Annotated in this window: 14 protein-coding genes and 1 pseudogene; 11 read left to right on the forward strand and 4 right to left on the reverse strand. The window is 74.1% G+C overall.

Annotated elements, in window-relative coordinates:
- Window positions 1-85: 85 nt before the first annotated feature.
- From AB0C84_RS33690 to AB0C84_RS33705, 4 genes are read left to right on the forward strand one after another with little or no spacing between them, the layout of a single operon-like run.
- Window positions 86-592, forward strand: coding sequence for a MauE/DoxX family redox-associated membrane protein (locus tag AB0C84_RS33690; protein WP_361074311.1), 507 nt, complete (start codon window positions 86-88; stop codon window positions 590-592).
- The gene (locus AB0C84_RS33695) at window positions 592-1,095 is read left to right on the forward strand and encodes a TlpA disulfide reductase family protein (RefSeq protein ID WP_179845145.1); all 504 of its coding nucleotides are present in this window, start codon (window positions 592-594) and stop codon (window positions 1,093-1,095) included. The genes AB0C84_RS33690 and AB0C84_RS33695 overlap by 1 nt, the downstream gene beginning before the upstream one ends.
- Window positions 1,096-1,126: 31 nt before the next feature.
- The gene (locus AB0C84_RS33700; RefSeq protein ID WP_361074313.1) at window positions 1,127-2,962 is read left to right on the forward strand and encodes an ABC transporter ATP-binding protein; all 1,836 of its coding nucleotides are present in this window, start codon (window positions 1,127-1,129) and stop codon (window positions 2,960-2,962) included.
- Window positions 2,959-3,450 (forward strand): S26 family signal peptidase, encoded by a 492-nt coding sequence (locus tag AB0C84_RS33705; protein ID WP_361074315.1) that lies wholly within the window; start codon window positions 2,959-2,961, stop codon window positions 3,448-3,450. The genes AB0C84_RS33700 and AB0C84_RS33705 overlap by 4 nt, the downstream gene beginning before the upstream one ends.
- 156 nt (window positions 3,451-3,606) lie before the next feature.
- On the opposite strand, the gene AB0C84_RS33710 is transcribed toward AB0C84_RS33705, so the two are convergent.
- Window positions 3,607-4,038, reverse strand: a complete 432-nt coding sequence (locus AB0C84_RS33710) for a hypothetical protein (RefSeq protein WP_361074317.1) — start codon at window positions 4,036-4,038, stop codon at window positions 3,607-3,609.
- 185 nt (window positions 4,039-4,223) lie between these two features.
- Between AB0C84_RS33710 and AB0C84_RS33715 the strand changes: the two genes are divergently transcribed.
- Together AB0C84_RS33715 and AB0C84_RS33720 are read left to right on the forward strand one after the other, a co-directional pair.
- Window positions 4,224-5,282 (forward strand): helix-turn-helix transcriptional regulator, encoded by a 1,059-nt coding sequence (locus tag AB0C84_RS33715; protein ID WP_361074319.1) that lies wholly within the window; start codon window positions 4,224-4,226, stop codon window positions 5,280-5,282.
- A 297-nt stretch (window positions 5,283-5,579) separates the two neighbouring features.
- Complete coding sequence (locus AB0C84_RS33720) at window positions 5,580-6,260, forward strand: response regulator transcription factor (protein WP_258940244.1); 681 nt, start codon at window positions 5,580-5,582, stop codon at window positions 6,258-6,260.
- A 36-nt stretch (window positions 6,261-6,296) separates the two neighbouring features.
- On the opposite strand, the gene AB0C84_RS33725 is transcribed toward AB0C84_RS33720, so the two are convergent.
- Entirely contained in the window at window positions 6,297-8,198 is a 1,902-nt protein-coding gene (locus AB0C84_RS33725) for a protein-arginine deiminase family protein (protein WP_361074322.1), read from the reverse strand.
- On the opposite strand from AB0C84_RS33725, the gene AB0C84_RS33730 reads away from it, so the two are divergent.
- Together AB0C84_RS33730 and AB0C84_RS33735 are read left to right on the forward strand one after the other, a co-directional pair.
- Window positions 8,187-9,404, forward strand: a complete 1,218-nt coding sequence (locus AB0C84_RS33730) for an ATP-binding protein (RefSeq protein WP_361074324.1) — start codon at window positions 8,187-8,189, stop codon at window positions 9,402-9,404. The genes AB0C84_RS33725 and AB0C84_RS33730 overlap by 12 nt on opposite strands.
- Window positions 9,401-10,045, forward strand: coding sequence for a response regulator transcription factor (locus AB0C84_RS33735; protein ID WP_361074326.1), 645 nt, complete (start codon window positions 9,401-9,403; stop codon window positions 10,043-10,045). The genes AB0C84_RS33730 and AB0C84_RS33735 overlap by 4 nt, the downstream gene beginning before the upstream one ends.
- A gap of 18 nt (window positions 10,046-10,063) precedes the next feature.
- Here the strand turns inward: AB0C84_RS33735 and AB0C84_RS33740 are convergent, their stop codons facing one another.
- A complete protein-coding gene (locus AB0C84_RS33740; protein ID WP_361074328.1) occupies window positions 10,064-11,095 on the reverse strand; it encodes an aldo/keto reductase in 1,032 nt (343 codons plus the stop codon).
- Window positions 11,092-11,538: a VOC family protein gene (locus tag AB0C84_RS33745; RefSeq protein ID WP_258940249.1), complete on the reverse strand. Its 447-nt coding sequence runs from the start codon at window positions 11,536-11,538 to the stop codon at window positions 11,092-11,094. Before AB0C84_RS33745 ends, AB0C84_RS33740 begins: the two co-directional genes overlap by 4 nt.
- 60 nt (window positions 11,539-11,598) lie before the next feature.
- On the opposite strand from AB0C84_RS33745, the gene AB0C84_RS33750 reads away from it, so the two are divergent.
- From AB0C84_RS33750 to AB0C84_RS33760, 3 genes and pseudogenes are all read left to right on the forward strand, one after another.
- Window positions 11,599-12,249, forward strand: coding sequence for a helix-turn-helix domain-containing protein (locus tag AB0C84_RS33750; protein WP_361074330.1), 651 nt, complete (start codon window positions 11,599-11,601; stop codon window positions 12,247-12,249).
- Window positions 12,250-12,340: 91 nt separating this feature from the next.
- Window positions 12,341-12,560, forward strand: a pseudogene (locus tag AB0C84_RS33755) (DNA-binding response regulator); the annotation flags it as partial.
- Window positions 12,561-12,611: 51 nt separating this feature from the next.
- Complete coding sequence (locus AB0C84_RS33760) at window positions 12,612-13,208, forward strand: TetR/AcrR family transcriptional regulator (RefSeq protein WP_361074332.1); 597 nt, start codon at window positions 12,612-12,614, stop codon at window positions 13,206-13,208.
- The last annotated feature ends 62 nt before the right edge of the window (window positions 13,209-13,270 follow it).

Below are 13,270 nucleotides of genomic sequence, written 5' to 3' on the forward strand. Positions count from 1 at the left end.
AGGTGATGGGCGCCGGCGGCGCACCGTGAGGCACCCCCGGGGGCGGCGTCGCGACGCCGCCCGCGGGACCCCCTGAGGAGTGCGCATGGAACTCGTGCGGATCGGCTGCGCCTGCCTGGTCGGGCTCGTCTTCGCCGTGTCGGCCGTTTCCAAGCTCCGCGACTTCGACGGCTTCGCCGGGTCCGTCCCCGCGCTGGTGCCCGTCCGTCCCGGCCGCGCCCGGCTCCTGGCGATCGCCACGACCGCGCTTGAGGCGCTGGTGCCGCCGCTGCTGGTCGCACCGGTCACCGCCCCCTTCGGCTTCGGTCTCGCCGCCGTGCTGCTGGCCGCCTTCACCGCGGCCGTCGCGGCCTCGGTCCGGCGCGGGCGCCGCACCGCCTGCCGCTGCTTCGGCCCGTCCAGCGTTCCGCTCGGTCCGCGCCACCTCGTCCGCAACGGAGTGCTGCTCGCCTGCGCAGTGCTCGGCGCCCTGGCCCCCGGCGGCCTGCCCCCCGCGGGCGGCGTCGCGGTGGCCGCCGCGGCCGGGCTGGCCGGGGCGGTGCTGATCGTCTCCCTCGACGACATCGTCGAGCTGTTCGCGAGGAACCCCTGATGCCCTATCTCATCGCCGCCGTCGTCCTCATCGGGCTGCTGTCCGCGCTGAACCTCGTCCTCACGCTCGCCCTCGTCCGCAGGCTGCGGGAGCAGGGCGCCGCGCACCCGGGGCACGCGGGCCCGCCGATGGCGCTCGGACCCGGCTCGCAGATCGGCGACTTCACCGCGACGACCACCGAGGGCGAGCCGGTCTCCCCGGCGGACCTCCCCGCTCTCGTCGCCTTCTTCTCCGCGAACTGCGCGCCCTGCCACGAGCTGGCCCCGCGCTTCGCGGAGCTCACGACCGGGCTGCCCCGGCTCGCGGTCGTGACCGGCGACGACCCCGAACTGGTCGCGGTCCTGTCCCCGGCGGTCCGCGTCGTCGTCGAGGACCATGACGGCGCCGTGAGCAGCGCCTTCCAGAACACGTGGACGCCGGCGCTCTACATCGTCGACGGCGGGCACCGGGTCGTGGCCGCGGGCGGCCGCCTGGAGGACCTGCCCATCGAATCCCCGGCGTGAGGACGCCCGAGGCGGGACGGGGCCCGGCCGCATGAGAGGGCGCGCCCACGTCCGCGGGCTCGCCGCCGCGGGTGCGGAGGCGAGCGCGCTCATCTGGCGGTCGGCGCCCGGCGGCGTGTCCGGCTACCTGCTGATCACCCTGGCCGAGGCCGCCGCGCCGATCGCGACCGCCTGGCTGATGAAGACGGTGGTCGACCGGCTGACGACGTCGCACGCCCCGGTCGCGGGCCCGGCCGCCGCACTGGTCGCGGCCGGGCTGGCCGCCGCCGCCCTGCCCGGGATCGGCACCTACCTGCGCGACCAGGCCGGGCGGGCCGCCGGAGTCCGGGCGACCGACCGGCTGTTCGCCGCGACCGAACGCCAGGTCGGGCTGCGGCGCTTCGAGGACCCGGTCTTCCTGGACCGGCTGCGCCTGGCGCAGGAGGCTACCGCCAGCACCGGGTTCCTGGTCGACGCCGTCTGCGGCACCGCGCGCGGCTCGCTGTCCCTCCTCGGCTTCCTCGTCTCGCTGCTGGTGATCAGCCCGGCGATGACGGGGCTGGTGCTCCTGGCGGCCGTGCCGGCGCTGATCGCCGAGCTGCTGCTGTCGCGGAGCCGGGCGGCCATGCAGTGGGCGACCGAGCGGACCCACCGCCGCGAGTACTTCTACAGCGGCCTGCTGACGGACGTGGAGGCGGCCACCGAGATCCGCCTGTTCGGCATCGGCGCCTTCCTGCGCGCCCGGATGATGGCCGAACGCGAACGCGGCAACCGGGCCGAACAGCGGATGAGCCGGCGCGAACTGGCCGTCCAGGGCGGCCTCACCGCGCTGAGCGCCGCGGTGGCGGGCGGCGGCCTGTGGTGGGCGATCACGGCGGCGCGGCACGGCGCGCTCGGCGTCGGGGACGTCACCATGTTCGTCGCCGCGGTCGCCGGAGTGCAGACCGCCCTGAACCTGCTGACGTCCTCCATCGCCACCGGCCACGGCCGCCTGCTCGTGTTCACGCACTACGTCGCGGTGACCCGCGCGGAACCGGACCTGCCGAGCGCCGCCACCGGCGGCGCCCCGGAGCTGCGGCGGGGCATCGAGTTCCAGGACGTGTGGTTCCGCTACAGCGACGACCATCCCTGGGTGCTGCGCGGCGTCGACCTGACGATCCCGCACGGCTGGGCCGTCGCGCTGGTCGGCCTGAACGGCGCGGGCAAGAGCACGCTGGTCAAACTGCTCTGCCGCATGTACGACCCGACCCGCGGACGGATCCTGTGGGACGGCGTCGACCTGCGGGACATTCCGCCGCACGCGCTGCGCGAGCGCATCAGCGCGGTGTTCCAGGACCACATGAACTACGACATGACCGCGAGGGAGAACATCGCGGTCGGCGACCTCCGGACGCTCGACCGTCCGGAGGCGGTCCAAGGGGCGGCCGCCCGCGCTGGCGTCCACGACAAGCTCGCCGCGCTCCCCCACGGCTACGACACCCTGCTGACCCGGATGTTCTTCTCCGAGGCCGACAAGGAGGACGCCGACACCGGGGTGGTGCTGTCCGGCGGCCAGTGGCAGCGCCTCGCGCTGGCCCGCGCCTTCGTCCGCGACGGCCGGGACCTGATGATCCTGGACGAGCCCAGCTCCGGCCTCGACCCCGAGGCCGAGCACGAGGTCCACGCCCAGATGAGGCTCCACCGGTCCGGCCGGACCAGCCTGCTGATCTCGCACCGGCTCAGCGCCGTCCGGGACGCCGGCCTCATCGCGATCCTCGACGAGGGCCGCGTGGCCGAACTCGGCACCCACGAGACGCTGCTGGCGGCGGACGGCCACTACGCCCGCCTGTTCCGCCTCCAGGCGGCCGGATACCAGGAGGCCCCGCAACCCTCCGAGGGCATCGGATGACGTGGCTCGCCGCCGCGGCGGGCGTGCTCCTGGCGGTCGGCGCCCTCACCGTGTGGGTGCGCCTGCGGTACCTGGTCACCACGGTCGACGGGCCCAGCATGGAGCCGGCGCTCCACTCCGGCGACCGGCTCCTCGTCCGGCGGACCCGGCGGGTGCGCGCGGGTCAGATCGTCGTGGTGCGGATCCAGCCGCCGACGCTGGACGCGCCGCCCCCGGACGCGGGGCCCGCCCCGGGCGAGGAGATTCCGTTCTCGCGGGTCCACCCGGACGGGGAGCTGCTCGTCAAGCGGGCGATCGCCGTGGCCGGTGACCCCGTCCCGGTGGACCGGGTGCCGTGCCTCCGGGAGACGCGGGAGACGACCGTGCCGCCGGGCGCCCTCGTCGTGCTGGGCGACAACGCCGCCACCAGCTGGGACTCCCGCGACTACGGGTTCGTCCGCGCCGACCAGTTCATCGGCGTGGCCGTCCGCAGGCTCTCGACCCCCTGACCACGCGGCCCTTCGGCCTTTCGCAGGCCTCTCTCCTGCCGACACCAGGTGGCCTGCCGGGAGAGGGCGAGCGTTCGACACGCCGCCCCGCAGGTCCGGCAGGCCACTGGTGGGTCCTGCTGGCTCATCCGGGACGCCGTGATCCCGGTCCTGGGTTCAGAAGGTGCGGTCGGTGAACCAGGTCGCCTGGCTGGAGGGATGGGTGAGGTCGAAGGTGATGCCCGTGAGCCGCCTGTCGGAGCCCAGCGAGCCGACGTAGCGTCCCCGGGACCCGTCGGACCACCCGATGGTGAAGGAGATGGAGGCGCCCTCCACCGCTCCTTGCTCGATGGTCCCGACCGCGCCGCCGACCGATGCGGTGCCGAAGAGCCTGCCGCCGCCGTCCTGGGTCACGTTGACCTGCGGGTCGGCCCCGTTGCTCTGGAAGAGCCGGTAGGTGCCGCCGGCGTTGAAGGCGGGCGCGCCGAGCACCCTGCCCGGCGCCGAGGGCGGTGCCGCGGGCGCGGCGAGGGCGGCGCTGGGAAGCAGGGCCAGACCGCCTGCCCCCGCGGCGAGGGTGAGGGCGGTGGCGGCGAGTTTGAAGATCATGATTCCTCCTGTTCGGTGAGGGCTCCTTGCACCAGCCACGCTCGTCCATCGGCAGGCGACGCAGTACCCCCCTGATCCAGGGGGTTGCCGTCGGCCGCTTCGCACCGGTGACGCTGCTGCCACCTGCGGGAGAGCCCGGCCTTTGGGCGGGAACACGGATCGGTCCGCCGGGCGATACTGGCCGGGTGAGCGGGTCAGCGAGCGGGCCCCGCGCCGCGTTGATCGGGGCTGCGGCGGAGGCCGCCACCAACACGGAGCTGGGTGCGGCGATCTCCCAATGGGTCGGGCGGGTGGTGCCCCACGACGGCTACATGCTCGCGGCCGTGGACCCGGTCACTTGCGCCGGGTCCTTCCTTGCCAGAGAGCACGGCTACAGTCCGGCGGCCGCCCGCCTGCTGACTCTGGGCGAGCGCTCCGAAGGCGGCCATCCCATCGGCTTCGAACGGCTGGCCGGCGGCCCGCACCGTGCGGTGGTGCTCGATTCCGACAGCCCCGGCCCCTGCCGCAGTCCCTCGATGCGCGCGGTGATGGCCGGTGAGGGCGTCGGCAGTGAGCTGCGTGTCGTGCTGGTCGGTGCGGGGATCACTTGGGGCGGGCTGGTCCTGGTGCGGGCACGGGGGAGCCGGCCGTTCTCGGCGCTGGACGCGGCACGCGTCCAGCGGCTCGGCCGGGACGTCGTCGCCGCGATGAAGCGCTACGTTTCCGGAGGCCCGCTGAAGCCCAGCACTCTGGACCTGCCAGCGGGCGTGCTCGTCGTCGGAGCCGACGAGACGGTCATCGCCGCCACCCCGTCCGTGCGCGGCTGGATCGGCGAGTTGGGGACCGCGCCCGCCCCGGTGTCCACCGCCGCGCTCGTCCAGCCGCAGGCGCCGCTGGAGAGCACCATCTGGAATCTCACCCAGGCGACGCGCGGGACAGGTGCGCCCCGCCTGACCCGCGTCCCCACTCGGCGCGGATGGATCGTCCTGCACGCCCAGCCCATGACCGGCGCGGGACCGGGCGCGGTGGCAGTGACGATCCAACCGGCCATCGGCAACGAACTGCTGCCGGCGATGGCGCTGTGGCATGGCCTGTCCCCCAGGGAAAGCGCGATCGTCGGTCACGTCCTCCAGGGCATGGCCACCAAACAGATCGCACGGCGCCTGGAGGTGTCGCCCCACACCGTGAACGACTACTTCAAATCGATCTACCGCAAGACCCGCGTCCGCGCACGCGAGGAACTTCTCGCCAGACTTCTCGGCTGAGAGGGCCGCAGGAGGTCGCGCCAGTCGGCGGGCCAGTTGGCCAGGGTGAGGACGCCCATGATGACGAGGTGGCCCGGCGCGGCCCAGCTCTGCACGACCGGGTCGTGGTCGACGGTGTGGGTGGTGACCGCGCCGGTGAGTGGGCCCGGGTCAGCCGCGCCGACACCGGTCAGGTGGAGAACCCCGGTGGGTGGCTGACGCCCGCCGAGCGGCTCGCGTTCGTCCTGCACGACGGTTCGCCGAGGATCGTCTCGTTTGCATATGCCGGCGATATGCCGTCCCGCCTAGCCTTCGGGTATGCGCGTGCTGATCGTGGAGGACGAGCCCTACCTGGCCGAAGCCGTCCGTGACGGCCTGCGGCTGGAGGCGATCGCCGCCGACATCGCCGGCGACGGCGACTCCGCCCTGGAGCTGCTCAGCGTCAACTCCTACGACATGGCGGTCCTGGACCGCGACATCCCCGGGCCCTCCGGCGACGAGGTCGCCCGGCGGATCGTCGCCTCCGGCAGCGGCATCCCGATCCTCATGCTCACCGCCGCCGACCGCATCGACGACAAGGCCTCGGGGTTCGAGCTCGGCGCCGACGACTACCTCACCAAACCGTTCGAGCTCCGGGAGCTCGTCATGCGGCTGCGGGCGCTGGACCGCCGGCGCGCGCACGCCCGGCCCCCGGTCCGCGAGATCGCGGGCCTGCGGCTGGATCCCTTCCGCCGGGAGGTCTTCCGCGACGGGCGCTACGTCGCGCTCACCCGCAAGCAGTTCGCCGTGCTCGAAGTCCTCGCCGCCGCCGAGGGCGGTGTCGTCAGCGCCGAGGAACTCCTGGAGCGGGCCTGGGACGCCAACGCCGACCCGTTCACCAACGCCGTCCGCATCACCGTCTCCGCCCTGCGCAAACGACTCGGCGAACCATGGCTCATCGCCACGGTCCCCGGCGTCGGCTACCGGATCGACACCGCCCCCGGCGGCACGCACGAATAGGCGCTCGGCCCCGGGCGAACCGCGGCCCGGGTGCGCTCACCGGGCGGAACGCCACCACGGCGTGGTACCGCTCAGGTTGCGCTGCACGTTCGTGACGCAATGGATGTCGCCGCCGGCCGTGCCGACGTAGTGGGAGTAGTCCCAATCCTCGATCCAGTGGACGCGCACGCCCGCTCCGCGCAGGGCCTGCTCGGTGGCCTGCTGGAACACGTCGTGCCCGTCCTGCCGCGGCCCGTGCTGGGCCGGGGCCAGGTAACCGCCGGTGCCCGTGCTCACGCCGTTCGCGGCGTCCGGCAGGTACGTGACTGTCAGGTCCTTTCGCGGGTAGCCGTCGGGCAGGTCGAGCTTGGTGAAAAGCGCCGGCACGCGAATGACGTCCCGTTCTGTGATCCCGGCCTTTTCGCGGAACTGCCGCAGCGCGCGGTCGACGCCCGCCGCCGCGATGCGGGTGCCGTCCACCAGTTCGGGCTTGGCGAGAGCCTGGGCGACCGTGAGGCCGGGAAACTGCGTGTTGGACGGGGCGACGCCCTCGACCAGCCGCTGCCCGCCGCCACCGCTGCGGGCGACCTTCGCCAGGAGGTTCATGCCCATCCGCGGGTCCGCGACGACCATGGCCCAGTCCTTGCCGCCGCGCCTGGGCACGAAGTGGAAGAACTCGTCGATGTGGCCCACGCCGAGCCAGCTCGTGTCGATGGCGATCGGGTCCTGGTAGCCCTGGGCCTCCAGCATCCGGGTGAACCCCGCGTCGGGCGCGAACTTCCCCTCGCCTCCGTAGACGATCCGCCCGGTGCGGTACTTGCCGTACGGCGGGATGGTCCCGAAGTTGCCGCTCGAACTGGCCGATCCGTAGTACAGGTTGTCGTCGGGGCGGTCGACCGCCGTCGGGTCGAACTGCTGGAGGCCCGCGACGCCCGGACCGCGCATCATGGTGAAGACCGGCCGGGACGCGTCCCTCAGCGGGCGGTCGCGGGCCGGGAAGTCAGGGGTCACCGCCGGCGACCTGAGGTTGACCACGATGCGGTGCTCCCTGCCACCCGGCCCCGGCATCGACGCGTAACCGGCCTTGAACATGTCGCCCATCCACTGGTCGCCCCCGGCCGGGGACTCGACGAACGGTGCGCGCAGCCCCTCGGCGTCCAGGCCGCGCCGCAGGTCGCGCCGGTACGCCTCCTGCCCCTTGACGGGCTTGTCGGGCGCGGTTCCCTTCTCGAGCGTCACGGGAGCCTTGGGGTTCGCCACGACCGCGCGCTCCAGGGGCAGGAGGTCGTGCTGGAAGAGAACCGGCGCCACCCGCAGCCGGACCGTGTCGGCCCGGGTCCGGCCGCGGTCGGTGACCGTCAGCGTGAGGTCGCTGAACCCGGACCAGGCGGCCGGGTCGCGGACGACGTCGCGCGCCTCGACGGCGAGCCGCACCCCGCGGCGCAGCTCGCCGGGGCGGATCGCGCCGTCCGTGCCGAGTGCCGTGAGCCGCCCGCCGCGCCGGACGAAGATCCGCACCTTGTCCGCCGACCGGGCGTCGGCGCGCAACGTCGCCCGCGCGGAACCGGACGCGCCCGCCACCGCCGGGATCTCCAGCGGCGCCAGATCGGCGGCGTCGGCCGCGCCGTTCACCACCGCGTCCGCCGCGTCGCCGCACGCCGCCAGCGCCGCGTCGGTGAGCCGCTTCCCGCCGGCGCCGGCCGTGGGGCAGCGGGAGGCGTCGTCGTCCAGGTTCGGAAGCATGATCGCCCCACGGGCGGCGGTCCACGCGCCGCGCCGGGCGTCGTCGGCGGGCGACAGCCGCCCGTCGCGATCGGCGTCGGCGCGCAGCAGCGCCCTCGCGGACGCCGCCGACGACGCGCCCGCCTGCGCGGCCTCGGCCGTGAGACCGCATCCCGCGAGGCAGGCCACCGCGGCCGCGGCCAGCCCGGTTCGTACGATTCGCTTGTGATCGTTCATGGTGACGAGCCTGGCGATGGGGCCCCCGCCCGGGCATCGGCCGTACGGCAGATCTTCCGGGCGGGCGCCTCGGCCGTTCGGCAGAGCCGCCCGCGGGCCCGCGCGGCCGGGGCGATGATCGTCGTGCTCGCGGCGGCCGCCGCCGCGGGCACGCCGGGCACGGGTCCGCTGATCACGGTCCCGGCCTGGCTGACCGGTACCGCCCTGGTCCTGATGCTGGCCTTCCCGGCCGCCCGTCCCGGCGCGGTCGCCGGCACGGCCGCGGCCGGCTCGCTGGCCGCGACCCTGCTCTACCGCGGCCCGGCCGACAACCGGACGGCCGGCTGGTGGCTGGCCGAGACCGCCGCCGCGGCGGTCCTCCTCCACCTGGTGGTACGGCGCGCGGAGGCCCGTCCCGCCGCGATCGCGGGCGCGGCGGCCGCCGCCGCGGTGACCGCGCTTCCGCTGCGGCTGACGCTGCACGTCGTCCCGCCCGCCAGCGCGCGCGGCGCGCTGCTCGGCTGCCTGTTCTGCGGGCTCGGCGCGGCGGTCGCCGCCGGCACCGGGGCCTACCTGCGGTTCCTGGACGCGCGGCGGTCCCGGTCGGTGGCCGAGGCGCGCCGCGCGCAGCGCCTCGCCCTGGCACGCGACCTGCACGACTTCGTCGCCCACGAGGTCGGCGGAATGATCGTCCAGGCGCAGGCCGCCCAGATCGGCGGCGACTCCGGGGAGGCCCTCAGGCGGATCGAGGCGGCCGGGGCGCGCGCCATGGCCTCGCTGGACCGCACCGTCCACATGCTCCACGACGAAGGCCCCCGGGAAGGGCCGCACGGCCTGGACGAACTGCCCGCGCTCGTGGACCGCTTCAACGAGTCGAGCGCGGCCCGGGTCCGGCTGGCGATGGACGCCGGGACCCCGCCCCCCGAGGTCTCGGCGACGGCGTACCGGCTGGTCGTCGAGGCCCTGACGAACGTCCGCCGGCACGCCTCGGGCGCCACGGCGGTCGAGGTCACCGTCACCGCGACCGGTCCCGCCCTGCGCGTCACCGTCACCGACGACGGCCGCGGGGGGCGCGCGGGCCCGCTGCGCGAGCGGCGCCGCGGCGGCCTCGGGCTGCCCGGGATCGCCCTGAGCGTCGAGGCGCTGGGCGGCGACTTCGACGCCGGCCCCGCGGAGGGGCGAGGCTGGCGGGTCAGCGCCCTGATCCCGGTACGATCACCGCGATGACCACTCGGATCCTCATCGCCGACGACCAGGACGACGTCCGAGGGGGCTACCGCATCATCCTGGACGCCCAGCCCGACATGCGGGTGGTCGCGGAGGCGGCCGACGGCGCGACGGCCGTCGAACTGGCCCGGCGGTCGCGTCCCGACGTCGTCCTCGCCGACATCCGGATGCCCCGCATGGACGGCCTGGAGGTCACCCGGCAGCTGGCCGGCCCCGGCGTCCCCGACCCCCTCCGGGTGGTCGTCGTCACCACCTTCGACCTCGACGAGTACGTGCACACCGCGCTGCGCGACGGCGCCTGCGGGTTCCTGCTGAAGCGCTCGGGCCCCGCGCTGCTCGTGGAGGCCGTCCGCGCGGCCGCGGCGGGGGACGCGCTCATCGGCCCCTCGATCACCACCCGGCTGCTGCGCCGGTTCGCCCCGCCCGTCCCGCGCGCCGACGACGAGCGCCTCACCGGCCGCGAGGCCGAGGTCGCGACCCTCGTCGCGCGGGGCCGCACCAACGCGGAGATCGCCGCCGAGCTGTCCATCACGCCCGGCACCGCCAAGACGCACGTCGCGAACGTCCAGCACAAGCTCGGCGTCCGCAACCGGGTCGAGATCGCCGCCTGGGCCTGGCAGACCGGCCGGCTCCGCCCCTGACCGCGCGGGCGCCGCCCGTCACCGGTGCTCCACGACCGGAGAGTCGCGGGGCGGGGCGGGGAGTGCGGAGCCGAAGACCCAGGGAGAGGTCTCGGCGATGAAGTCGCTCGGGAAGCCGGGCGTGAACTCGGCGGCCCGGGTCAGCCGATCGACGATCTCGGGCGGGAGGGTGAGATCGACGGCGGCGAGATCGTCGCGCAACTGATCACTGGTGCGTGCCCCGATGATGGGATGGACGAGGGGCGAACGGCTCATCGTCCAGGCGATCGCCACCCGCGCCGGAGTGGACCCGAGCTCGTCGGCGACCTCCCCGACGACGCGGGCGACGGCGTGGTCGCCGTCCGAGAGCGAGGCGCCGGCGAGCCGGCCGCCGGCGTTCCCCGGGCGGGTGTACTTCCCCGACAGCACCCCGCCGGCCAGCGGGCTCCAGGCGGTGACGCCGAGTCCGAGCGTCTCGGCCATCGGCAGCAGGTCCCGTTCGATGTCGCGCTTCAGCAGGCTGTAGGGGACCTGCAGGGCGATGAACCGGCTCCAGCCGCGCCACTGGGCCAGGGTGTTGGCGTGCGCGACGACCCAGGCGGGGGCGTCGGAGATCCCCACGTACAGCACCTTGCCGGCCTGGACCGCGTCGTCGAGCGCGCGCATGGTCTCCTCGACCGGCGTGTGCCGGTCCCACATGTGCACCCAGTACACGTCGAGGTAGTCGGTGCGCAGCCGGCGCAGGCTGGTCTCCAGCGACGCGCGCAGGTTCTTGCGGTGGTTGCCGGCGGCGTTCGGGTCGTCGCGGTCGCGGGAGACGGTGTACTTGGTGCCGAGCACGAACGAGTCCCGCCGGCCTTCCAGCAGCTCGCCGAGGAACTCCTCGCTGGCCCCGTCGCGGTAGTTCACCGCGGTGTCGATCATGTTCCCGCCGGCGGCGGCGTACTGGTCGAGCATCCGGCGGCACTCGGGCAGGGGCGCGCCCACGCCGCCCTGCTCGCCGAAGGTCATCGCACCCAGGATCACCTCGGAGACCCGCAGGCCGCTGGCGCCCAGTGTGCGGTACCTCATGCCTTCTCCGACCCGGAGAACAGCTGCGCGGCCTGCGCGACGACCTCTTCGTGCGGCACGTCGCGCACATGCTGGTCCAGCGCCCACCGGTGCCCGAACGGATCAAGGAACTGACCGGTGCGATCACCCCAGAACGCGTCGTGCACCGGCTCGAAGACCGTGGCCCCTGCCGCCGTCGCCCGCGCCCAGGCCGCGTCGGCGTCGGAGACGTCGACGTGCAGCGCGGCGGGGGTGCCGCCGAGGCTCGCCGGCGCTCGCATTCCGCGTTCGGGCATCTCTCCCGCCACGGCCAGGACGGTGTCACCGAGCCGTAGTTCGACGGTCAGCGTCTGCCCGCCGGGAAGCGCTATGCGGCTCGTCTCGCGCGCGCCCAACGCCTCGGTGTACCAGGCGGCGGCCTGGTCGGGATCGGTGACGACCAGATGGATCGCGATATTCGTCATGAGGCGGGACCATACACGTTGTACGGACACCATGTACAGACATCGCGTATGATGGGGGCCATGCCCGCCAAGCGCTCCTCCCGGCCCGCTCGCCGATCAGACACCCCGCCCGCCTCCGGCCAGCCCGGGGAGCAGATCCTGTCCGCGACGCGCGAGCTGCTGCGGGAGCGCCGGTTCGACGGCCTCAGCGTGGCCGACATCCTGACGACCGCCGGGGTGTCCCGCGCCAGCTTCTACTTCTACTTCCCCAACAAGCAGGCCGTTCTGGCCGAGCTGGTGCGCAGGTCCGTGACACAGGGCCGGCAGGCGGCCCAGCCCTGGACGGACGGACGACAGGACCCGATCACCGCACTGCGAGCGGGGACCCGGGAGGGCGCCCGGCTGTGGCGCGAGAACGCAGGCGTCCTGATGGCGATCGTGGAGAACTGGGCCTCCGACGCGGACCTGCGAGCTCTCTGGCTTGAGCAGATGGACCTGTTCACCGATGCCGCCGTGGCGCGCATCCAGTCCGACCCGCAGGCCCTGCGGCGACTCGCAGGCAAGGACGTACGCGCCGTCGCCGCGTCACTGACCTGGCACGGCGAGCGGCTCTACTACCTGGCCGCAGCCGGGATCCCGCCCTTCGACGACGAGGAGACCCTCGTCGACGTCCTCACCGACACCTGGACCGCCACCCTCTACGGGCGACCGACCGAGGAAACGACAGGTTGACCTGGGAGGGCCCCGCCAGCGACGTGGTTGCCAGGAGACCGAGGCTCGGCGCCGTCGGCACCGGCCTCATGCGCGGTGCCGCGCCTCTCCGTACGTGCACACCGCGCTGCGCGACGGCGCCTGCGGGTTCCTGCTGAAGCGCTCGGGCCCCGCGCTGCTCGTGGAGGCCGTCCGCGCGGCCGCGGCGGGGGACGCGCTCATCAGCCCCTCGATCACCACCCGGCTTCGCGAACGTCCAGCACAAGCTCGGCGTCCGCAACCGGGTCGAGATCGCCGCCTGGGCCTGGCAGGCCGGCCGGCTCCGCCCCTGACCGCCCGAGCACATTGTGGCCCGTTCAGTCCAGAACCAGTACGGTGAAGCCATGCCCCGGCCCCGCGAGTTCGACGAAGATCTTGTGCTTCTCGCCATCCGCGACGAGTTCTGGGACAAGGGTTACGCGGCGACGTCGATGGACGACCTGCTACGCGTGAGCAAGCTGGGCAAGGGCAGCCTCTACGGGGCGTTCGGAGACAAGCGAAGCCTGTTCCTACGGGTGCTGCGCAACTACGACGACGCGAACCTGCTGATGCTGCGCGAGCGCCTGGCGTCCGCGGCGCGAGGCATCGACCTGGTGCGAGAGTTCCTGCTCGGCCCCACCGGCGACCCGACCGGAGCCGCTGCGCGCCGAGGTTGCCTGCTGGCCAACAGCAACGCCGAGCTGGCCACCTGCAATCCGGACGTGGCCGCTGAGGCTCGCCGCAGCTACGACGCGATCGCCACCATCCTCACCACGGCGCTGGAGCGCGCCCAGCGCGAAGGCGACCTCGCCCCCGATGCCGACCCCGTCGAGACCGCGCGCGCGATCCTCGTCGCCCAACTCGGCCTCATCGCGCTCGGGCGCACCGGCATGGACATCGACACGCTCACCGCGGTGGCCCACTCCACCCTGGCGCGGCTACTTCCCACCGCAGCGCACTAGCAGCAGATCACCGCCCGACCTGTACCGTCGCGGCCCGCAACCGGCCCGGAGCCCTGAAAGGT

This window comes from Actinomadura sp. NPDC048955, from assembly GCF_040649435.1.
In the GTDB taxonomy this organism is placed as follows: Bacteria; Actinomycetota; Actinomycetes; order Streptosporangiales; family Streptosporangiaceae; genus Spirillospora; species Spirillospora luteofluorescens.